At 34.4% G+C, this 24,523-nt stretch carries 15 protein-coding genes; 12 read left to right on the top strand and 3 right to left on the bottom strand.

Annotation, left to right across the window (positions count from 1 at the left end; all coding sequences use genetic code 11):
• The first annotated feature begins 57 nt into the window (after positions 1–57).
• Positions 58–957 carry an AraC family transcriptional regulator gene (locus Q5N74_RS09335; protein ID WP_304388518.1) on the top strand — a complete coding sequence of 300 codons (900 nt, stop codon included), beginning with the start codon at positions 58–60 and terminating at the stop codon, positions 955–957.
• Positions 958–1,123: 166 nt separating this feature from the next.
• Here Q5N74_RS09335 and Q5N74_RS09340 read toward each other — a convergent pair whose 3' ends face one another.
• Positions 1,124–2,542, bottom strand: a complete 1,419-nt coding sequence (locus Q5N74_RS09340; protein ID WP_304388519.1) for a sulfatase — start codon at positions 2,540–2,542, stop codon at positions 1,124–1,126.
• A gap of 286 nt (positions 2,543–2,828) precedes the next feature.
• Here Q5N74_RS09340 and Q5N74_RS09345 point away from each other — a divergent pair, with 286 nt between their 5' ends.
• From Q5N74_RS09345 to Q5N74_RS09395, 11 genes are all read left to right on the top strand, one after another.
• Positions 2,829–4,664: an alpha-L-fucosidase gene (locus Q5N74_RS09345; protein WP_304388520.1), complete on the top strand. Its 1,836-nt coding sequence runs from the start codon at positions 2,829–2,831 to the stop codon at positions 4,662–4,664.
• Between the two features lie 121 nt (positions 4,665–4,785).
• Positions 4,786–5,835, top strand: coding sequence for a glycoside hydrolase family protein (locus Q5N74_RS09350; protein WP_304388521.1), 1,050 nt, complete (start codon positions 4,786–4,788; stop codon positions 5,833–5,835).
• A gap of 198 nt (positions 5,836–6,033) precedes the next feature.
• Positions 6,034–6,435, top strand: coding sequence for a hypothetical protein (locus Q5N74_RS09355; RefSeq protein WP_304388522.1), 402 nt, complete (start codon positions 6,034–6,036; stop codon positions 6,433–6,435).
• A gap of 444 nt (positions 6,436–6,879) precedes the next feature.
• Positions 6,880–8,304 (top strand): sulfatase-like hydrolase/transferase, encoded by a 1,425-nt coding sequence (locus Q5N74_RS09360; RefSeq protein ID WP_304388523.1) that lies wholly within the window; start codon positions 6,880–6,882, stop codon positions 8,302–8,304.
• Positions 8,305–8,417: 113 nt separating this feature from the next.
• Positions 8,418–9,881 carry a sulfatase gene (locus tag Q5N74_RS09365; protein ID WP_304388524.1) on the top strand — a complete coding sequence of 488 codons (1,464 nt, stop codon included), beginning with the start codon at positions 8,418–8,420 and terminating at the stop codon, positions 9,879–9,881.
• A 74-nt stretch (positions 9,882–9,955) separates the two neighbouring features.
• Positions 9,956–11,812, top strand: coding sequence for a family 16 glycoside hydrolase (locus Q5N74_RS09370; protein ID WP_304388525.1), 1,857 nt, complete (start codon positions 9,956–9,958; stop codon positions 11,810–11,812).
• A gap of 12 nt (positions 11,813–11,824) precedes the next feature.
• Complete coding sequence (locus Q5N74_RS09375; protein WP_304388526.1) at positions 11,825–13,780, top strand: plastocyanin/azurin family copper-binding protein; 1,956 nt, start codon at positions 11,825–11,827, stop codon at positions 13,778–13,780.
• Positions 13,781–14,026: 246 nt separating this feature from the next.
• Positions 14,027–16,537, top strand: a complete 2,511-nt coding sequence (locus Q5N74_RS09380) for a T9SS type A sorting domain-containing protein (protein ID WP_304388527.1) — start codon at positions 14,027–14,029, stop codon at positions 16,535–16,537.
• Between the two features lie 225 nt (positions 16,538–16,762).
• Complete coding sequence (locus Q5N74_RS09385; protein ID WP_304388528.1) at positions 16,763–17,959, top strand: putative glycoside hydrolase; 1,197 nt, start codon at positions 16,763–16,765, stop codon at positions 17,957–17,959.
• A gap of 243 nt (positions 17,960–18,202) precedes the next feature.
• Entirely contained in the window at positions 18,203–19,744 is a 1,542-nt protein-coding gene (locus tag Q5N74_RS09390; RefSeq protein WP_304388529.1) for an arylsulfatase, read from the top strand.
• 70 nt (positions 19,745–19,814) lie between these two features.
• A complete protein-coding gene (locus Q5N74_RS09395) occupies positions 19,815–21,674 on the top strand; it encodes an arylsulfatase (RefSeq protein ID WP_304388530.1) in 1,860 nt (619 codons plus the stop codon).
• Between the two features lie 762 nt (positions 21,675–22,436).
• Here the strand turns inward: Q5N74_RS09395 and Q5N74_RS09400 are convergent.
• A complete protein-coding gene (locus tag Q5N74_RS09400; RefSeq protein ID WP_304388531.1) occupies positions 22,437–23,195 on the bottom strand; it encodes a hypothetical protein in 759 nt (252 codons plus the stop codon).
• A gap of 68 nt (positions 23,196–23,263) precedes the next feature.
• A complete protein-coding gene (locus tag Q5N74_RS09405) occupies positions 23,264–24,457 on the bottom strand; it encodes a carboxypeptidase-like regulatory domain-containing protein (RefSeq protein WP_304388532.1) in 1,194 nt (397 codons plus the stop codon).
• Between the last annotated feature and the right edge of the window lie 66 nt (positions 24,458–24,523).

The raw sequence follows: 24,523 nt of genomic DNA on the forward strand, positions 1-24,523 counted from the left end.
AGGTAAATAGATATTCAAAATTTGTATATTTGTGTATAATTTAAACATGCCGTATCTATGAAGTTTGTAAATAAGATTGAATTGGGAGATCCATCGACTAAAAAGCAAAATTTTATTAATGTTAAATTGAAGATGTTATGTTGTAGGTATTGGTATTTAGATTTGTGGGATTGCCACGATATGGTATTTCCTTTTTGGCGTATTTATTGGAATAAAAATGAAGGTGGAGAGCTAACACTTCAAGATGATGTTTATAAAATGGATCCCAATTTTTTATATATAATTTCTCCGTTTACTTCCTTTTCTACCCGTTTTTTAAAGCATCATAAGTACGATTCTGGTATTCATGTTTCTGGGAAGAATTTAACAGAGAGACATAACGAGGCGTATTATGAAAACAAATCTCTAATTCATTTTTTTACACATTTTAATTTAGGAACACCGTTTGATAATGTGTTTCCGGGTATTTTTAAAATAGAATTAACCGATCATCTTAAGGAGCGACTCATTTATTTAACAGAGCGTTTAAAGATTGAAAACCATGATTTTAAGCTTACTTTTAATTTGAAGTTACAATCCTTTGTTCGGGAAGCTATCTCTAATATAGGAGCAGAGTTGTGGAAAACTATAAATATTGATGAGCGCGTATTAACGGTGCATCGTTACATTGAAGCTAATATTAATGAAAAGTTGAGTAATTCGGAATTGGCTTCTATTGTGAATATGGCGCCAAACTCCTTTGCGAGATTGTTTAAAGAAGAGATGAGTATCACCTTGCATAATTTTATTCAAAACAGAAAAATAGCTAAAGCATGTGAGATCTTTGAGTACACGAATGATACTATTGAGAGTATTTCATTTAAACTAGGTTTTTCAGATCGTTACCATTTCTCTAGAGTTTTTAAATCTGTTATAGGTATTTCGCCAGCGCTTTATAAATCGGGTAGGTATACTTAGAATTTTTATTAAAATGCCTTAGGAGTGTAAAATGTTTGTATTGTACACAAAATGTTTAATTTTTGTATATTACTATTATTATCTAAAACACATTTATCTAAATTAGATTCGTTTTTTAGAAGAGGAGCGCATCTTGTTAAGTAGTCAATTCTATTTATAGAAACACCTAATTTCTTTCTTTAGAAAACAGTTTTTTACTAGGCTTCGCTGGTAGTGTTTTTTGCCATTGAATGATCTTGTTTGTCAAATTGTCTACTACGGCACTCTGGTCGTGTTTCAAATCGGTTTTTTCATAAACATCTGCGGCTATATCATAAAGTTCCACATACGATAAATCGTGATTAGCAACTAACTTCCAATGATGGTCTACCACGGCAAAAGATACCCAATGGTCGGGAGTGTTTTTATTAATTGGCCATTGCGCACCTATTTTCCAAAAAAGAGGTTTGGTTCGAACAGGATATGAATTACCCAATAGTGTGGAAACTTGGCTAATTCCGTCTGGTTTGTAGTTTTCTGGTAATTTGGCACTAGCTATATCGCAAAATGTTGGTAATAAATCCACCGCCGAAATTAAGGAAGCGTCATCAATAACACCTGCTTTAATTTTTCCAGGCCAACGCGCAATGAAAGGAACACCAATACCACCTTCAAAAAGTGCGGCTTTGTAACCTTTTCGGCCACCTGTAATTCCTTTAGAAGCTCCGGTTGCGTAACCAACACCAGTTGCAGTATCTAAATATAATTTTAATTCTTCTACTGTTTTTACAGCTCTTGCGGGCCCATTATCTGAACTGAAAATAACGAGTGTGTTATCCGTTAATTTAAGGCGGTCCAGTGCTTTTAATACTTCACCAATCCTATCATCTGCATGCGAAAGTACAGAAGCATAAATATTATCAGCTTCCTTTAAGTGCGGAAAGCGTTGTTGGTACTTAGGTATAACATGGTGTGGTGTGTGGGGTTCATGAACCCATAAATTAATAAAAAACGGTTTGTTTTGGCTTTTGGACGCTTCCATGAAAGCAATCGCATTATCGGCATCTTTATAATAAGGCATTTGTTCTCCAGAACAGTTAAAAGCACCGTAAGTATCATAACCATATTCCGCAGGTGTAGGCGAATCAGGAATCATATTGTTAGATAAATGCCATTTACCAAAATGCGCTGTGGCATAGCCACTCTGCTGTAACAATCTAGGTAATAGTGTTGTGTTAGGGTCTAGCCAATCTGGCATATTGCGTTTTGCGTTACTTGGTGCCCAGGCAAAGTGCCCATCAATATTATGTCTTGCAGGGAATTGCCCGGTCATAACAGCCACTCTACTTGGCGAACAAACACCACTGGCCACTGTGAATCTTTGAAAATCGGTACCTTCTGTTACAAGGCGGTCAATATTTGGTGTTTTTACATAAGGGTGTCCATGGGCACTTAAATCACCCCATCCCCAATCATCAGTAAATATGAAAACAATATTCGGTTTTGTTTCAGCATCCTGTGTTGATTTAGCACTTATGGATTGTTTGCAACTTTGAAAAAAAATCACAAAGAGTAATAAGCATGTAAAGGGTTTAAGGGCTTTCATATCAACATAATTTTAAACAAAAATATCTAAATAGAGTAGATAGGGCTTGCTCAAACTTGTTTAATTATTTCTCAAATCAATCAAAATGATGCTTAAAAAGTTGAAATAATGGAAATGATAGATATGAGCAAATGATTAGTGGAATAGAGGATGTCGTTTAAAGCTGTGGTTTTTAATTTTGAATAAAGATGAAATAATTGATGTTGGATTGGGAAATGATGATAATATTTTCAACAATAAAATTATCTTTTAGAAATATGTGTTTATTAAGAAAAATGGTAGCCAGATGAATAGAGTGAAGTTAGATCGTGCAATAATTTTGATGCTGCTTTTTCTATGTATATTACAGTTTAATTGTAAAAATAAAAAAAGAGAAAAAAATCAGGTTGATTATCAAACCGAAACGGGAATAGGGAGGGATTTTGGAAGAACTGCTGCCGTAGCATATACGCCAGAAATACGCGAGCATATGGAAAAACTCTATGAAGATAAGTTTGGCCTTTTTGTTCATTTTGGACCTTATGCGCAGTTGGAAGGTATGTGGAAGGGAGAAGAGGTTGCTGCCGAATGGATTATGAAAAGGGCCTCCATTCCTGTAAAAGAATATGAAATGGAAGCTTCCGGAAAGTTCAAGCCAGAAAAGTTTAGTGCTAAGCAATGGGTAGATGTAGCAAAAAGTGCAGGAATGAAGTTTATGGTAGTTACGGCAAAACACCATGATGGTTTTGCTATGTATAAATCTGGAAACCCATATAATTTAAACGATTTTGCAGGTTTTGAAAGGGATATTCTTAAAGAACTTTCAGAAGAATGTGTGGCACGCGATATGGATCTTGGTTTTTATTATTCACAAAGTCAAGATTGGCATGAGGAAGGCGCTTTTGGTAATACCTGGGATTTTAATAAAGACATGCCACAAGAAAAGTTTGATGCTTATTTTAACGAAAAGGTGATACCTCAAGTAAAAGAGTTAACCACAAATTATGGTGATGTTTTTATGATGTGGTTTGATACTCCTGCGGGCATGCAGGAGTATCAAAGTGAAGCATTAATGGATGTTATTAAGAATAATCAGCCAGGTGCTTTGGTGAATTCTAGATTGGGGAATGGTTACGGTCATTTTGATGTATCTATTGATAATGGTAAAACACCAAGCGTGAGCACCTCTTCATGGTTGCCAGATTTGAAAATACCATGGCAATCTCACGGGTCTGTTACTGAAAAAGGTTGGGGTTATACCAAATATGGCAGTGAAAAGAATCGATCGGGAGCGTACGTAGATTTTATTTATAATTTGTGTCGTATTGTGGGTAATGGTGGTGTTTATTTATTAAATGTAGCGCCTAGTCCAGATGGTACTATTCCGCCATCACAAGTAAATAGTTTACAGGCTATTGGAGAATGGCTGGAAGTGAATGGAGAATCTATTTATGGGGCAGATCCGAGCCCTTTAAAATTCCCGCCTTTTGCCATTACTAGCCAACCGAATAAATTATATCTTCATATTAAAAATCTTGATAATTTGGAGGTTGAGCTTAATGGTATTCTCTCTAATGTGAAAAAAGCCTATTGTTTAGCTGATAAAGAAAAAAATAATTTGGCTTTTACTCAAAGTGAAGACACTATTAAAATTACGATTCCAGAGGTGTTAAAGCAACCAAGAGTGACTGTAGTTGTGTTGGAAATTGAAGATGAAATTGCTAAAGTTGTTGATGAAACATTGCAACAGCAAAAAGATGGTACTATAAAGTTACCAGTCGAAAAAAGTGAGTTTGAAATAAGACGAATGAGTTATAATTATGAGGAAAAAGTAACGCATAGATGGGGAGAAAACCCGAAACAAGGACTTATATGGACTGTTAACATTACCCAGCCAGGGCTTTTTAAAATTATAAGTGAAGATAATGCCGATGCCGATTTGCAATACAAACTGAAAACACTAGACGATACCCATATTTTAAATGCTAAAGGCGAGCTTGATATCATGAGTAAAAAAGTTCAAAATACGACTATTCGGATTGATAAAATTGGGGTTCAGAAAATTCAAGTTCATCCTTTCATAGGTTCTAAAAATAGTAGTCGCTATAAGTTTAAAGGACTGGAATTGATTAGGATAGAATGATGTAGCGAATCGCTTCAATGCTATTCACTGTTTTGAAAGCATTAATTAAGCAACAGAATGAGCAATTAGAACAAATGGTTTTCTCTTAATTTGGGGATATTTACACTTAGATTATAAGTGTATGAAATATTCAATTCAATTTGTTGCCAGTATTGTTTTATTAATAACAGTATCATGTAAAAGTGATCTATCTGTAAAGGAATCTTCTTTTAGTAAATCGCATGTTCCAGGGAATTACATATTAGATGCCCCGGAAGCATGGTGGCACTGGGGTATGGCTCCAATATACGATGCTTCGGGTAAGTTGCATGTATTTATGTCTACGATACCTAATGCTGGTAGCTGGATTAAGGATAGTAAAATTGTACACTATACCGCAAATTCTCCAGAAGGCCCTTATACCTTTGTGGATACTACATTTACAAGTAAAACGCACACGTATCATAACCCTCAAATATCTCAAGTTGAAGACACTTATGTGCTGGTATATTTATGGAAGTCTCGAGATACGCCAGGTTTTAATCAAGAAATTGGTATAGCAACCTCAAAATCTTTAGATGGACCGTGGACGGAAAGCCCTAATAATCCAATAATAAAAGCCTCTGGAAAACAAGGAGATGGTGCTAATATTGTACACGCTTCAAATCCTACTTTTTTGAAAGATGAAAATGGTAAATTTAGAGTGTACTATAAATCCATGACCGATGCGTATGGAACAGATAGACATCGTGAGATTTCTTTAGCAATAAGCGATAATATGGAAGGGCCTTATGAAAGCTATGCAGAAAACCCAATTATTAGTTATGCTGATAAAGAATTAGATATTGAAGATTGTTATGCATTTTATTATAAAGGGATGTATTATATGATTGTAGAAGACCGAAAAGGAGTAAAGAACATGCTGGAAGGAAATCCAATTCCTAAGAAAGAAATAAAGCCAGGAGGCAACCGCCCAGGGTTAATCTATAAATCTAAAGATGGTATAAATTGGGGTAGGCCAGAGGTTGGTTATAAAACCAATGAAGACTATTTTGGAGATAAATTGGCACGTACTGAGCGGCCACATATTTTATGGAAAAATGGGGAGCCTGAATACCTTTTTCTAGCTTGTCATGATGATGATCCTTCAGCAGGGTTTTATGTTAAAATTGATGGATGGATTCCAAATTAGAAACAAGAATAACTAAAAATAAATCATGAATTTCAAAAGATTAAAAATCACCTCGATACGTTTTTTGCTGATTTTGGTAGCATTACCGACAATGATATCGGCTCAAAAGAAGCCTAACGTCATTTTTGTTTTTACAGATGACCAAAGATTTAATGATTTAGGTTGTATGAGAACCCTACGCGAATTTCAGCCCACGACATGCTAACCGGTAAATTCGGTCATGTACGGCATCAATATGGTGCTACCACAGGTTCTGCGGCATCTGGAAGGTGGAAAATAGAATTTGTAGAAGATGGCGATTATAAAATAAGTTTAAGAAGATTTCCTCGAGAGAGTGGGTTGGCTATTAATGCCACCTTTCCGGAACAAGCAAAAATTCCCGAATTGGATAGAGTCATGTCAGCAAGTGTGAAGTCAGATTTTAAAGAGGCATATATTTATGTTGCTGATTTGATGAAATCAGGTAAAATCAAAGAAGGTCAAGAAGAGGTAACCTTTACTGGTAGTATTCCTGCGGGGAAATATGATATGGAAGCGCAATTAATTGATCAGAATAATGTGGTGCATCCGGCTTACTATGTTTATATCGAAAAATTATAGAGATTTTCCATTCGGAATTAATATCCAAAATATAGTGATAGGAATAAGTCAATTTAAGTTTTTACCTATGATTAGGGTTGAACCCTAATTTTGCTATATAAACTGTTGAAACTTTTGGTCTATTGAAAATGTGGATAGGAAAAGTATTTTATTAACAGTAGCTATTGTTATTTTAATGGTTCGCAATTGTTCTGATAGAGAAATTTATAGGTCACCTATTCCTAATTACAAAGTATAAAAAAGCAACGTTTGTTGCGTTGTAAACTTGAATCCGGCCTTGAGTAATAAGCCATTTAGAAAAAATATAAATGAGGACATCAAGTTGGAGTAGCAACGTTATTTATAATACGCTAGAGAAGGTTTTACTGTTAAGTGGGATGGTGTTATGTTTGGGTTTGAGGAAAAATTTGCAAAGAGTAAAGAATTGTTTAAATAGGTATCGTTATGAATAATATTAGAATTATAACAGTAATTACGTCACTTGTTTTTTCGGTGTCTTTGTTTTCACAGGAAGCTAAAAAGCCAAATATTATTTTAATTATGGCTGATGATGTAAGCTGGAATTGTTTTGGAACTTACGGTGCCGAAGATTATAAAACACCTAATATTGATGCCTTAGCTTCTAAAGGAATTAAATTTAATCATTGTTATTCTACACCAATTTGCACGCCTTCTAGGGTGAAAATCATGACGGGTCAATATAATTTTCGGAATTATACGTATTTCGGATACCTCAATCCTAAAGACAAAACATTTGGCCATTTAATGAAAGATGCAGGGTATAAAACGGCTATTGCTGGCAAATGGCAATTAAACGGATTGTACCATAATGCAGAAGGTAGTTTAGATGCAAATAGGCCACAAAAAGCGGGTTTTGATGAATCTTATTTATGGCAGGTAACAACGCAAAAAAGAGGCGTAAATGGAGGGGAGCGTTTTTGGAGTCCACCATTAGAACGTAATGGGAAACGGATAAGCATAAAAGAGAATATGGGAAAATACGGTCCTGATATTATGTCCGATTTTGTTTGTGATTTTATTGAGAAGAATAAAGACGAACCGTTTTTTGTGTACTACCCTACAGTTTTGGTTCATAGTCCTTTTGTACCTACGCCAGAAACTATTGGTAATCGACCGAGAGGTCAAGAAGCAAATAAAGCTCCTAAAGAAGCAAATTTTAAAAAAGCCAATTACGTGGCTATGATAAATTATTTGGATAAAATTGTTGGTAAAATCGTGAAAAAAGTAGAAGAAGTTGGGCAACTTGAAAACACCATTATTTTATTTACATCTGACAATGGAACAGAATCAATAATTTCTAAATGGAAGGGGCAAAATATTGAAGGGGCTAAAGGAGAAACAGTTGACATGGGAACACATGTGCCACTTGTAGCTTATTGGAAAGGGCATACACCGAAAGGTCTTGTAAGTGATGACTTAATAGATTTTGCCGATTTCTATACAACCTTTGCTCAAGCTGCTTCATTAAAAATGACGGACCAAGACCCTATTGATGGCCGTAGTTTTTTACCACAACTACAAGGAGAAATAGGAAAACCAAGAGATTGGGTATTTTGGCACTATCAACCTTACTGGGGAAATATAGGAAAATATGTAGGTGCTCAATTTGTAAGAAATCAAGAATATAAGTTGTATCGTGATGGCGGAATGTATCACATACCTAGTGATATTCATGAAAAGAAGAATTTGCTTTTAGAAGAGCAAAGTACTTCGGTTAAAAACGCAAAAGGAAATCTTCAAAAGGTACTTGATCAAGCGCCTCCAGCTCCTTCCGTTGATGAAAGTAGAGAGACTATAGAAAGACCTTTATATCCTTCTTGGAAGAATATTGTTAACCCAAATGATTAAAGTAAGTATAATAATTTATTGCAATTTCATTCAAAATTACCTTAGATAAGGCAATAAACAATAGTCTATTTATACGACATATAAATGAAAACAGAAAGATTAATAATTAAATTATGAGAAAGCACACCTTTTTATTACTGTTTACTACAGTGCTATTTTTTAATAGCTATAGTCAAACTAAACAAAAACAAAACAGCAGAAAGCCCAATGTAGTAATCATTTTTATAGACGATGAAGGTTATGGTGATGTAGGAAGTTATGGCGCAACTGGTTTCCAAACACCTAATTTGGATCAAATGGCAAGTCAAGGAATGAGGTTTACAAATTATTATGCGGCTCAGCCGGTATGTAGTGCTTCACGTGCTGGAATCTTAACAGGTTGTTACCCCAATAGAATAGGTGTTTCAGCGGCTTTAACACCACTCCATAAAAAAGGAATCAATTCCAATGAACTTACAATTGCCGAAATGTTTAAGGAACAAGGGTATAGAACTGCTTGTTTTGGAAAATGGCATTTAGGATGGCAAAAAGAATTTTTACCATTGCAACATGGTTTTGATGAGTATGTAGGTTTACCGTATTCCAACGACATGTGGCCGAGAGACAACATAACTGGAGAAAAAGTTCCCACAACACATAAACGTTCAAGGTTTCCAGAACTTCCATTGATGGAAGGGAACGAAATTAAAAAATATATAACATCGTTAAAAGATCAAGACGAGTTAACAACACTTTACACAGAAAAGGCTGTTGATTTTATCAATAAAAACGCAAAAGACCCCTTCTTTTTATATGTTCCACATACGATGGGACATGTGCCTCTGGGAGTTTCTGATAAGTTTAGAGGTAAGAGTGAGCAAGGATTGTATGGTGATGTTATGATGGAAATTGATTGGTCCGTAGGAGAGATAAACAAAGCATTAGAAAAAAATAAAATTGCGGATAACACTATATTTATTTTTACCACAGACAATGGCCCTTGGTTAAATTATGGAAATCATGCTGGATCAGCTGGAGGATTAAGAGAGGGTAAATTATCTAGTTTTGAAGGTGGTCAACGTGTTCCGTTTATTATTCGTTGGCCTGGAAATGTGCCTGAAGGAACGGTTTGTAATAAATTAGCTTGTGCTATAGATTTACTACCTACCCTTGCGGCTATTACAGATGGAAAACTATCTGAAAATAAAATTGATGGCGTAGATATTTCATCGCTTTGGAAAGGGGATTTTGAAGCAACACCTCGTGAAACCATTCTTTATTACTATAGAAAAAATAATTTAAACGCTGTTAGAAAAGGAAACTGGAAGTTGGTTTTACCACATAATTACAATTCTTACGATACAATAGCAGGAAATGATGGTGTTCATGGAAGAGCGAAAAAAATGGCTATTGAACAACCTGAACTTTATAATATGTCTAGAGATCCCGGAGAGCTATACAATGTAATAAGTTCTCATCCAGAAAAAGTAAAAGAACTGATGGTAGTTGTAGAAAAGTACCGAAAAGAACTAGGAGATATAAATGTAGGAATCGAAGAAGGAAGTGAAAACAGAAAAGTAGGCGAAATAAAAATGTAAATTTGCTATCACATCGTCGGATACCAAGGAGGCCTTTTAATTAAAAACTCCAAAATTTAAAAAATAAACTATTTATGAAAAATTATATGTCCTGTTTTTTGTTTTTAATTCTCGTTAGTTCTTGTGGCGAGCAGAAAAACTCAGATCAAGTAACGCAGCAACAAAAAGCGATTGAGCATTTACCATTTACACAAATTGAACTCCAAAATCTTGATGCTTTTGAGCCAGTGACCGAAAACTGGACAATTGTTGGAGATGCCGAGGTAGACCAATCTCTTCCTAAAAAAATAAAAGGGACTTCAGGAACCGGTGTTTTACTAAATATTCCAAAAAAAGGAAGTAGAAAAAATCTTTTTACCAATTTTGAACATGGTGATATCGAATTAGACTTGGATGTCATGATGCCTATAGGTTCTAATTCTGGAATTTATTTACAAGGAAGATATGAAATTCAACTTTTCGATAGCTGGAAGATAAAAGAACCTACATATTCTGATATGGGTGCTATTTACCAACGTTGGGACAAAACTGCAGAAAAAGGAAAACAAGGGTATGAAGGGCATCCTCCAGCTATAAATGCATCCAAAGCTCCTGGTTTATGGCAACATATTAAAATAAAGTTCTCTGCACCTACTTTTAATAAAGCAGGGAATAAAACTAAAAACGCAAAATTTGATGAAGTTTGGCTAAACGGCGTACTATTACATGAAAATATTGAAGTTACTGGACCAACTAGAGCCGCTGCCTTTGATACAGAAATCCCTATGGCTCCAATTATGATTCAAGGAGATCATGGTCCCGTTGCTTTAAAAAACATCAAATACAAATTGTATAAAAAACAGAATATCACTTTTTCTGATTTGAATTTCAAGGAACACAATACTACCTACGAGGAAAAGATACCTAATTTAAACATGGTAGAGGAAAGTAAAAATGAGACTGTGAAAGCTATTTCTTTAGAAAATCTAAAAAGTAGAAGTTATAATAAAACGTTATTGTACACAGGAAAATTACATGTTCCAGAAACAGGTGAATATTTATTCAACTTTAAAGCAGATGGCGGGGGAATTGGTGTATTACTTATCAATAACGATACCATCAAATCTAATATTATGACCTTAACAAAAGAAGCACCTGTTCCTTTTTCTTTGGCCATCAGTAAAGCGAAACCTCTTATTGAACATTTTGAATTATCTTTTGAAGGACCTGGAATCAAAAAACAATCTTTGGATTCTAAATTGTCTTTATCAGAAAAAACAATAAAGACAGACAAAAGCATGACCGTTAGCGCTAAAGAGGGGGCTATTGTTCAACGTAGTTTTTTAAGACATCATGGTGAGATTAGAACACATTGTATTTCTGTAGGTACACCAGAAGGAATACATTATGCATATGACATGAACTTAGGTTCTTTATTATCTGTTTGGAGTGGCGACGACTTTTTTGACGCCACGCTAATGTGGACTTCAAGAGGTGGAGAGCAGTTTGGAAGAACAGGAGCATTAACTATGCCTATGTTTGGTTACTCTGAATTCGCTTCACTAAAAGACAATAAGACTCCTTGGGTTTCCAAGAATGATGCTACAAAATTTATAGGTTATGATTTTGACAGTAATGGTCGTCCAATTTTTACCAATATTATAGAAGGAACAACCATTACAAATGAATTTTCTCCTATCGTAAAACACAGAGGAATCAATCGTAACATAACAACAAATGGAACCAAGGAACTATTCCATAAGATAAATGAAGGGGAGTCTATTAAGTTGTTGAAAGATGGGACTTATATTATTAACAACGACAGCTATTTTGTCAAGTTCTCAAATAAAAATTCAATTAAACCATTTATTCGGAAGTCGAATGGTAAGGAAGAACTTCTTGTAAAAATACCTAGTGGAAAACAGATTATTAATTATACTATTATTTGGTAAATAAAAGACATTATGAACGTATTCACAAAAATCACAAGCCTCTTTTTTATACTAATAAATGTAGTGGCATTTGCACAAGAGAAATCTCTGATAGACATAAAAGAATCTGCATATTATAAAATTGTAGATGTTCCAATTCCAAATGATGTTATGTTAGAGGTAGGTGGGTTAGCGATGACTGATGATGATAAACTTGGAGTCTCTACACGAAGAGGAGACGTTTGGTTGATTGACAAACCCTATAGTAAAACACCAATTTTCGGCAAGTTTGCTACAGGACTGCACGAACCACTAGGATTAGCTTTTAGAGATAACAGTTTTTACCTAACACAGAGAGGTGAATTAACACGTTTACAAGACAGGAACAATGATGGGAAAGTAGACTCGTTTAAAACAATTTATTCGTGGCCGCTATCAGGAAATTATCATGAATATTCATACGGGCCAAAATTCAAGAAAAATGGTGATATGATTGTTACTTTGAATCTAGGTTGGTCTGGTGGCGGAGTAAGTTTAACTAAGTGGAGAGGCTGGATGTTACAAATTACTCCTGAAGGAGACATGACACCCATAGCAACAGGCTTAAGATCTCCTGCGGGTTTTGCTATCAACGATCAGGACGATTTATTTTATACTGAAAACCAAGGAGACTGGGTAGGTTCTGGTAGATTGACTCATTTAGAATCGGGAGATTTTGCTGGACATGTTGAGGGATTGAAATGGACAGACGATCCACAATCTCCATTAAAACTAAAAGTTGAAGATATTGAAGAGTTTTCAGGTTTGACACTTTATGAATATGCTAAAAAAATACCTGAACTAAAAGCACCTGCTATATGGTTTCCTCACACCGTATTAGGAATCTCTACTTCAGATATGTTATACCATAAAAAAGGCGTTGACTTTGGGCCTTTTGAAAATCAAATTTTTGTGGGTGACCAAGGACATAGTAAGATTATGCGTGTGTATATGGAAAAAGTAAATGGTGTATACCAAGGCGCTTCTTTTCCTTTTAAAGAAGGCTTTTCTTCTGGAATTTTAAGAATGATTTGGGGTAACGACTCTAGTATGTTTGTAGGAATGACGAGTAGAGGTTGGGCTTCTACAGGAAAAAAAGCATTTGGTTTACAACGATTAGAATGGACTGGAAAAACACCTTTTGAAATCAAAACCATGAAAGCCCAAGATGATGGCTTCCTGCTTGAATTCACAAAACCCGTGAATAAAAAAACGGCAAGCGATATGGCTAGCTACAACATGATAAGCTTTACATATAAATATCATGTAACTTATGGAAGCCCTATAGAGCAAAAGCAAGATGCCATGGTACATGCCGCTATTGTTTCCGAGGATGGAAAAAGTGTAAAACTTTTGGTACATGGTATGCGTTTAGGGTTTATTCACCAATTAAGAGCAGATGGGGTAAAAGCTGCAAATGGAGAATCATTATTGCATAGTTCTGCTTATTATACCTTAAATGAAGTTCCTGGTGGTGTTTTAAAATCACCACAAATGCCTAAGATGCCAAAAGAAAATGAAAGTGTCAAGCAACCGAAACACACTTCGGAAATGCCTTTTACTTGGGATAATGGATCTGATAAAAAGCTGACTATCAGTACAAAACCTGGGATGAAATTCGATATTGAAGAATTAACAATTAAACGTAATACAAAATTAGAATTGACTTTTGTAAATGTTGATGATATGTTGCATAATCTTGTGTTTGCTATGCCTGGTAAAGATGTCCCCAATACTTTAGGATTAAAAGCGCTTGAGCTTGGTTTAGATGCTCCTAAATACAATTATGTCCCTGATTCTTCATTGGTGTTATACCATACGGCTACAGTAGGACCTGAATCATCAGAAACTATATATTTTGAAATCCCTCGCAGAAAAGGCCAATATTGGATTGTATGTACTTTTCCCGGCCACTCTAATACTATGAAAATAAAAGTAAAGGTAATTTAAGAAATCAGTGGAGTTGCTCTATAATAATTTGACAGTTTAAAAGAAGTAAAAACGGAAATGATTTGGCTAGATTCCAAATTAATTTTCAACCATTGAAGTCATCTCTTGGCTTAGCACTTTCCTTCGTTTTACTCAAGATTAGATGAAATGCATGAAAAACATAAAAAACAGATCGAAATGAGCAAGTAATATATAGGGTTAAATCTAAACTTTGGAAGCATAACCAACCAACTAAATATATAAACTATGTTAAAATTAAAAAACAGTTTTTTATTTCTTCCATTTTTTTTATTTGTTACTCAAACACATGCACAGTATTTGTGGTACGAAAACGAGACAGATACTGAGAACGTTTTATTCACAAACAGCAGCTCAGGCACTTTTACTACACATGAAACCAATCCAAACAGTAATGGAGCAAATGCAAATGTATTATGTTCTAAATTTGTTAGAGATGCATCGGTAAGTAAAGGTTTTACTTATTTTGATTTATCAAATCCTATTGAAACCGCTATAGAATATACCGTAAGTCTTAAGGGCTATATTGATGTTAAGCAAAATAAATTATCATCTAGCCCTAACAAGTTACGCGTGTATTTAAAAAACACAACTACTGGAGATATTAAATATAAACAGATAGATTTTACAGTAGGCAAAGACTGGGAAAACTTTTCTTTTGTTTTTGACACAACCGATTTCACGACAAGTGGATTGGGTAGTGGCGGTTATAATCAAATGTACATTGGTTATGGCAATGGGATTTCATCAGACAAGGAAATAACCTATTTTATAGATCAAATTAATGGTACTACAGATCAAACGGTTATTAATACAACTCCAATATCGCTTCAAGGCTCTTGGGGTGCTCGTTTATATGTGAGAGCAGGTGAAACTCTAGATGATTATGTTAAGCCTATTTCTGAAGGGGGTAAAGGCTATAATTATTTAGCAGGAGCTCAAGAAATAATAAGTAGCTACCCTACTATGGGGCATGTTATAACAAACGCGACTAACAATGCAAAATCATTTTTATGGACTCTAAGAACAAACGAAAATGTAGATGCTGTAAAGGGAGCTTCAGGTTCTATTATAGATGAAGAATTTGTACCTAGCTTAGCGAATGAACAAGTTATTATTGATGTCATCAACGAGTTTAAAAGTGCAAATAAAAAAGTGATTTTGTACTTAAACGGAATGAGCCCTGCAGATAGAGCTTCAATAACAGGAGCTCAATCATGGAATGACTATGTTGCTCAATATTTCTCTAATAACGAACATGCAGCATGGATGAATTTCTGTGAAGGTTACATAAAACGTTTTGAGGCACTAGGAGTAGATGGCTATTGGATAGATGCCTTTGGTAGTTATCCAGGTAATGATATTGAAAGAGCCGAATTTATTCAAATGATTCGTAATGTAGATCCAAATGTGATGATATCAGCCAACTATGATAAAGATTATTTTGCAGATATTAATGGCGATTTTATAAAAGTTGATACTGATGGCGTTGAAGACGCTGATGAAACTGATTATAAAATAGTCAAGCTCACAGCTATGGATCCTTGGTCAGATATGACTGGAGGACATATAACTCCTCTAGGTCAAGGAGCACCTCCTAATTCTTGGGCATACGAGGAATTTACAGTACCTGATATTCAAGCATCAGCAACATCGTCTTATGATGGTACTAAACAAACAGTAAAACATTTATTCTTGCCCATAAGATCAACTTGGTCTAGTGAAAGATCTGATTTAATGTTTGAAGGAGAACAAGCCTACAGATTTGTAAAAAAGATTACAGATGCTGGTGGAGCCGTTACTTTTTCAACGACGACAGATACAGACGGTACTACCATGGAAGATGAAGAAACGGTATTGAAATTTGTAGATCAACAACTAGCAGCCAATGCAGCAGCTTCACAATATGTTCGTCTTTTAGGCGCTTTTCTTGTTGGAGAAGAACAAATATTTCCATGGTATGAAAATGAAGAAGACACAGCAACAGACTATATTACAGTAGAAAGTTCGTTAGATGGTATTACTACAGAAAATTTTTCTAACCCATCTAAAACAGGAATCAATACCAGTAATACAGTTGCTAAATTTGTTAGAGATGGAGGAACAACAGCTAGAATTTACTATAGTTTACCAAAACCTATTACAGAGCTTTCATCACTTAAGATTACTTTAGATGCCTTCATAGATCAGAGTAATCCATCTAACGTAGATACTAGGATTCGAGTTTTTCTGCTAAACACGACCTTAAATACGAGAATCTTCGAACAATTAACGTTGTCCGCGGGGCAAACTTGGGAGAATTTAGTGTTTGACTTTAGTGCTCAAGGTACTTATCCTGACGGCTATGATCAAATGGCAATAGGCTTCGCAAATGGAGATTCATCGGGAGCTACTACCATGTATTATATCGATAATGTAAAAGGATCCACTAATCAATACCTTATTGGGTCAAGTAGTGGGTTAGCAATAACCTCTACGAGTGCTATTCGGACTGAAGGATCTAAGCTGGAACAGGACAAATCACTATTAAAAATATATCCAAACCCAGTAAAAAATTCTTTTAAAATGTCTAAAGAATTCAAATCCGTATCCATTTACTCCATAACTGGTGAAAAATTACTAGAATTTTCTGGAAATCAAAGTAGTTATGATGTTTCCAATCTAGATACTGGATTTTATATACTTAGAACTAATGATAATAAAGGAGGGAATGAAGTACTTAGATTTATAAAAAAATAAATTTATTAAGAAGTAGTTCTAAAAAAAACATTTTAATAGCTTTAACCTGATTTAGTCTTAAGATAAATATTTTTCTTAGGTCTATTTCAGGTTATTTATATAGTTATAGTCTGTTATCAGGCTAAAAAAAATAAATTTGGAAAAGGGTTTCCATGAACCAATCATATATAGGTTTAGTTTAGCACATTCCGTCTATGTGTGTCTCAATCAAATAAAAACAAAAACATGAATAAGACATTTTTATTTTACACTTCCATATATATTGTCGTTACTTTTTGGTCTTGTGTAATAGCGCAAAATACGAATCTAATAAGTGATGGAAGTGCATTTGAAGTTAAAGCATTTTACCCTAAATTTAGTTGGGATACAACACCTATGTACTACATGTTTGGTGACCCAAAAAGAGTACTGCTTCCAGAAGAAGTAGCGCACATTGCAAAAAGAACAGATTTTATATGTATTGAGAAATCACATGGTGAAGCACAATTAGGAGCTGCAGAATTAGGGGCAAAGCATGAGGTGGCAACTTTTAAGAAAGTGAAACCAGAGATGAAAGTGCTTTTCTATTTCAACTCGGCATACGCATGGCCATTTACATCATATAATAAAGCTTTTGTACAAAAAAAGATAGATCAACATCCCGAACTTAAAAAATTTCTAATAGTCGATCCAGAAACTAAAGAACTTGCAAAGCGCGGAAGCACCTACTTTTTCGATGTTTTAAACCCAGAGTTTCGCGATTGGTGGGTAAATACAGTCGCCAAAGGGGTTGAGTTTTCTGGGGCCGATGGTGCCTTTATAGACCAAATGCACGGGTTTTCTTGGTTACGTCAGGATAGAAGTAAAGAGGTGCAAAAAGCCATGGGAGACATGATGACTGCCTTAAAAACGAAATTGGGACCCGATAAAATTCTATTAGGAAATAATGCGCATACCAAATCGGCACAATATGTTTTTCCTGTGATAGATGCAAATATGTTTGAGCATTATAGTAACGACCTATTAAGTAAAGAAAAACTCCTTCAAGATTGGGAAGATATGCTTCGAATTGCCAAAGCTGGAAAAATGTCAATATTTCGTATCGGCGTGGAGTATGATTCGGTAACAGTAGCAAACGAAGAATTTTATAAAGGCAAAATGCGTAATGAACGATTTGCTGCGCTTTCAAAAGAAAAAATAGAATATTACCATGCCTGTTATTTAATAGGCGCTCAACCTTATTCTTATTTTCAATATGGTTGGGGCTGGCAATTGGCACATGGGTCTTTATTAGATTATCCAGAATTGGAAAAACCACTTGGAAAACCTAAAGGATCTTTTGTGAGAAAGTCGGCCGATTCATGGGAATTTACACGTCATTTTGAACATGCCTCGGTTTGGGTTAATACGGAAACAGGAAAAGCTCACATATCGTGGTATTAATAATTAATATTATTTGGTTATGCTATTAGTGTTTGTTTTCGGTAATTAAACTTCTCACAATTCTTCTTAAATAACATTAAACCTTTCTTTTGCATAAATAGAGAAAGTGAATGACTGATTAGAGTAAGGCTTATTTACATGGCCAATTTATCTTTGTTAATGAAAACAGTCATCTAAGGAGATTATCTTGAAAATGTAAATTTCAGGAATCACTATTTATTTTATAATAAACAGTAATAATGTATGCGTAAAATTAAAACAGTCGGCTTATTTATAACCGTGTTCGGAGTTTTTATTTTTTCTTCTTTTGGCCAAGAGAAAATAAAAACGAGTAAGAACTCACCCAATATCATTTTTATTTTAGCTGATGATTTGGGGTATGGAGATATTTCTAGTTATAATGAAAACTCAAAAATCCAAACACCCGAAATTGATAAACTAGCTTCCAATGGTGTTATGTTTACAGATGCGCATACCAGTAGTGCGGTATGTACTCCAACGCGATACGGCATCCTAACAGGACGTTATAATTGGCGGTCAAGATTAAAAAAGGGTGTTATACAAGGGTATAGTAAGGCTTTAATTCCACAAGACAGAACAACGATGGCAGGACTATTAAAAGCGCATGGCTATAAAACTGCTGGGATTGGTAAGTGGCATTTAGGCTGGGATTGGGCAAATATGGAAGCTGGTATTGATGCTGTTGATTTTTCCAGTAAAATTAAAAATGGGCCTACAACATTAGGTTTCGATTATTGGTTTGGATTTAATGGCTCTTTGGATATGGCACCATATGTTTGGGTAGAAAATGATTTACCAACGATGGTACCAACCAAGCACACTCAAAATATAGGTCAAGAAATGTGGAGAAAGGGACTTACCTCAAATGATTTTGAACATGAACAAGTACTTCCGAAAATTACAGCAAAAACGGTTGACTATATTAAAGAAAATGCCAACGGTAAAGCACCTTTCTTTTTGTATATGCCATTGCCTGCACCACATACACCTGTTGTACCAACAGATGCTTTTAAGGGCAAAAGTGGTTTAGATAACCCGTATGGTGATTTTGTATTGATGGTAGACTGGGTAGTAGGAGAGGTGATGAAAGCTTTAGAAGCGCAAGGTATTGCAGACAATACACTTGTGGTTTTTACTAGTGATAATGGTTGTTCGCCCACAGCAAATTTCAAGCAATTGGCAAGCAAAGACCATAACCCAAGTTATGTTTTTAGAGGCCATAAAGCCGACATATTTGAAGGGGGACATCGCGTTCCTTTTATTGTTCATTGGCCGGCAAAAGTGAAATCTGGTAAATCGGATCAATTGGTGTGTACTACAGATTTTTTCGCTACGGTTACAGATGCTTTAAATGTGAAAATTGAAGATAGCATAGCGGAAGATAGTTTTAGTTTTTTATCAGCATTGAAAGTGAAATCGAAAGCAACTGCTAGACAAAGCATAGTTCACCATTCTATAAATGGCTCGTTTGCATATCGTAAAGGAGACTATAAGGCTGTCTTTTGTTCAGATTCTGGAGGATGGAGTTTTCCTAAAATTAACACCGATGAAGCTAAGGGGTTGCCCAAGTTTCAGCTCTATAATTTAAAAAGTGATATAGCGGAAATGAATAACTTACAAAATAAAGAACCCGAATTACTTGAGCAGTATAGAAACGAATTGGCTCAAATTGTTCTAAAAGGTAGAAGTACAGAAGGAACTATTCAAGAAAATGATGGTGAAAAAAGATGGGCTCAGTTACATTGGATGTCTGATAAAGAATAACCATTGATTTATTTTGAGACATTTAAACATAAGAACGATATTAAAATAGAATATAAAATAAAACCTAATTATGAAGCGAACACATTTTTATGAATTTCCTGTAAAAGGGCTATTGAAAAGAGCGAATATCATAAGCTACCTTTTCCTTTTGGTATTACCAATGGCGCTTTTTTCTTGTAAATCGAACCAGAAAAAAGTTGAAAGTAAAGACAAACGACCGAATATTGTTTTTGTTATAACCGACGACCAAGGCTACGGAGATTTAGGGCATACAGGAAACCCAATTATAAAAACACCTACCATCGATAAATTTGCGACAGAGGCCGTAAGTTTAACAAATTACCATGTAGGTACTACGTGTGCTCCTACCAGAGCAGGATTGTTAACAGGTAGAAATTGTAATAGAAACGGTGTGTGGCATACTATTATGGGGGCGTCTATGCTAAATCGTGAAGAAGTAACCATGGCCGATGTATTAAAAGAAAATGGTTATAAAACAGGTATGTTTGGTAAATGGCATTTAGGAGATAACCATCCATTTAGACCATATGAAAGAGGTTTTGATGAAGCATTTTACCATGGTGGTGGTGGTATTGGACAAACACCAGATTATTGGAATAATGATTATTTCGATGATTCTTATCAAAGAAACGGTGTTCCTGAGAAAAAGGAAGGCTATTGTACCGATGTTTGGTTTGATGAAGCTATGAGTTTTATTGAAGATAAAAAGGACGAACCATTCTTCTGTTACTTAAGCTTAAATGCACCTCACGGACCTTATAATGTGCCGGAAGAATATTATAATATGTATAAAGATGAAACGGCCATTAGTGAGAAACAAAAGCGTTTTTATGGGATGATTACTAATATTGACGATAATTTCTCAAAGTTGTTGAATAAACTAGAAACTTTAGGTATTGCTGAAAATACCATTATTGTTTTCACAACAGATAATGGAACGGCAAGAGGTTATAGCGTAGATGAAAAATCGAATGAGTTATTAGGGTACAATGCAGGAATGCGAGGTACTAAAGGGAGTGAATATGACGGTGGGCATCGTGTACCTTTTATAGTTAGATGGCCAGATGGTGGATTAACAGGAGGTAAATCATTAAACAGTTTGGTGGCGCATGTAGATATGCTACCAACTCTAACAAAATTGGTTGGTCAAGATTTTAAGTCTTCAAAAACCATGGATGGTACAGATGTTAGCGATTATTTATTAGGAAAAGCAGACGCACCAAAACGTTATTTAGTTACAGATACACAACGTGTTCCTTGGCCAATAAAAGGTAAAAATAGTTGTGTTATGGATGATGAATGGCGTTTAATTAAAGGAAAAGAACTTTATAATATTAATGAAGACCCAGGACAGGAAAACAACGTTGCAGATGCACACCCAGAAAAAGTAGCCGAAATGAATGCTTTTTATGAAAGCTGGTGGGAAGATGTTATTAAAGAAACTAAATTTTCAGTGATCGAATTGGGAGTAACCGATATGGATGTACTTACATGTCATGACGCACGTACCATAGATTTCTACCCACCATGGAACCAACAAATGATTCGTGCAGGAAAACCAATGGAACCAGCACCGTTTACAGTTAATTTTGTAAAAGCTGGGAATTATAGGTTTTATTTAAGACGATGGCCAGTAGAAAGTGGTTTATCCCTTGGTGCAGCACTAACCGACGGACAAGCAGAAACTTCACATACAGAAGCTATTGTTGATGGAAAATCTATGAAGTTTTCTAAAGCCTATTTAAAAATAGCAGGTAAACAAGTGGAGGCTAATGTAGATAATAACCTGGGTGCTACAGTGCTTGAAATGGAAGTTGCTGAAGGTGAAACAGAACTAGTAGCCTATTTTGATATGGAAGATGGAACGCCTTGTAATGCGTTTTATATTGATGTTGAAAAATTGAATTAGTAATAAAACAAATAAAATTGCCTGTAAAATTTGATGGAAGTTTTACAGGCCATTTATATAATGATCTATTAAGGCACTACATTTAAGGTGTTTTAATAGATTTTTTTTTTACATAATATGGGACTCGATAGAAACGAGCGCTAGTTGGGGCTTTATTTAGGACTGAAAACGATTGCTTATTTCAAAAAAGCAGTATATTTAAATTGAATGAAACAGTAGAATCATGAAAACAGATGCATTTAACTTTTTGTTATTGATAATAATTGCAGTAAATTATTCAAATGCCCAAATAACATCTATAGAGGGAGATTATACACTTTATAAAACTAACTTTCATAGTTAATATAATGATACCATTGCTAAGCAACCGTACAATCTGAAACAAAAGATATCTAATTCAACAATTAAAGCAGAATATGTGTCCAATAGTTTCGATTCTGCGTTTTTAGAAGAATCAATTACTAATTCGAACTATACACTATTAAAAAATAATAAAGAACGAATAAAGCTGTTATATAATATCGATCAAGATGGTCATGCTTATTCATGTGCTTTTCGTATTCGAACTTCATCCATAAATAACCTCAGTAATAACGAAATTGAAACTATTTTAACGAGAGCAATGCAGCATAGGTTTCGCTTAACTAATATTCCTGATGGGGTTCGTTTCTTTTACTATGCATTCGCTGTTACCTATCTTATAAATTGATGTTGTTTTTACTCAACATGGCACTGGTTACAAACGAGCGCTAGCAAGGGGAATTACCGTGTATATTCGTCTTTAAAATATTTTAATTCATTTGATGATGATTTTCCTATAGATTTTGCAATTTCCTTTTCATCTTTCATTCGCATCAATTCAAAATTTAATGTATTTAAATTTAGTGCATCTCCTTCATATACTTTATTTAAAAGGTTTTCTAAATATTGATTGTTTTCAGGATTTTGTTTGGTACAGATTTCTTCAAAAAGGGTGTGTTTAAATAATGTAAAGTTATACAGGTCTCTTAAAATAACCTTATCGACATAACGGTTGTATAATTCCCATCTGTTTTCGTCAACTTTTATCATAAGGTTTACTTGCGTATATAAGCCATATCCTCTACCTGGAACCTCAGTATGTGACCAAGACTTTACCCAACAGTATTGTTTATTGTCATATTCAAAATACATTTCCTGTATAAGATCAGAATAATGTTTATCTCTATCAACAGTTGCTCTTCTCTTAAACCATTCTTTTCTAGCTTCACTAATTGGCAAATTTTTATTGTAATGATTTAACCTGCTCCATTCTACAGAATTTTCAGAAGCAAGTGAATTTAATAATTCTTTAGGTGTTCTGTTTTTTGCTTGTTTAATATCCTTATATAATTTTTTAATCTTTATTGAAGGATTGTATGTAACCAGCTTTACATTTTTAATTTGAGATGAGGTGGTAAGTCTCACATTATGACTCGTGTTTTGAGAATATGTAAAGAATCCTAGTATCAAAAAACTGTATTTTATTAGTTTTAAAATCATTTTCGCTTTTTAGTATTCCGTTATTTTATCGTAATCAAGTACATTAAAACTTTCAAAATAATTTAACATTAATTATTAACCGCATTGAATTGAGTTTCTAACGGCACACCGTAAATAGATTCCAACTCCTTAACGCTTTTTTTGTAATATGCTGTTGCTGGTGGTAAGTTGAAATTATTCCAAAAAAACGAGTTATATTTCACTTCTACATCTTGCATTCTTTTGCGATAAACGTCTGAATGTTCAGTGTCTATGTTTTTTTTATTAGTTTCTATACCCAAAACGATTATTTCATTTCTTACCGCAATTTTTGCGTTTTTTGTTTTTGTTCCTAAAATTATTTGTTGATGTTCCGTTAAATTTTGATGTCTTCTTGTGTAATGATTGTGATAGCTTAAATAGAGTTTTCCGTCTTTATTTTTTTTATAGATATACATGACAGTAGAAGATTTATTGGTGGTTTTATATATCTTAAAGTCATTAACACCTATATAAAGGATAGGATCTAAATAAGGCTGTCTTTTTTTTGTTTTAATTTGAGCTTCAATAATTACAATATCCTCCCCGTCATAAGAAGTGTCTCCGGTTTTTGTCCATTTATAATCATTAATAGAAAGACCTCTTCTTAAAGGGTCTATACGAGTCATAAAATTTATAGGGTATATGCTTCTTGATTTTTTATCCTTAAAAAACCTATAATCTGCCGATTTTCTACCCTCTACAACCTCTATTCTGTTTACTTCTTGTCCGCCACTAGGACCTCTATCTTTAACTTTTAAATAATGTTCAACAAAAAATTTAGCTTCGTCATTTTCAACAGCGAAAAATCGATTCAAAATTTTTAATTCGTGTACCGAGCTTACCGTATTATTCTTTAAGTTTTTAAACGCTAACTGCACATATTGCGCGGGTTGTAATATATTAACTTCATCAAGAGATACGATATCTTCCTCCAGAATGATTGTTTTTTCGCTTAAGGCTAAAAAATCTTTCACTAGTATTTTTGAGGTTAGATAGCCTATGCTTGAAACCTCTAGGGTGTCTAATAAATTATCTTTTGATAGTTCTAAGTAAAACTTACCATCTTCATTACTTGAAGTTCCTATCCATTTAGAAGGTATTCCAATAGCCGCATAGGGGATGCTATATTTAGTTTGATCTAAAATAACACCTTCCATTTTCAATGAGTTTTGTTGAGATTGTACCGAAATGGTTAAAAGAAAGAAAGCAGAAACAAGGGTGATTGCTTTTAATGAATACATAATAATAGTTTTTTGTTTTTTTAATAGATTAATGCTTTTAATACAAAAAGCATAGACCATTTTGAA

Source organism: Mariniflexile sp. AS56 (assembly GCF_030552475.1).
Taxonomy (GTDB): domain Bacteria; phylum Bacteroidota; class Bacteroidia; order Flavobacteriales; family Flavobacteriaceae; genus Mariniflexile.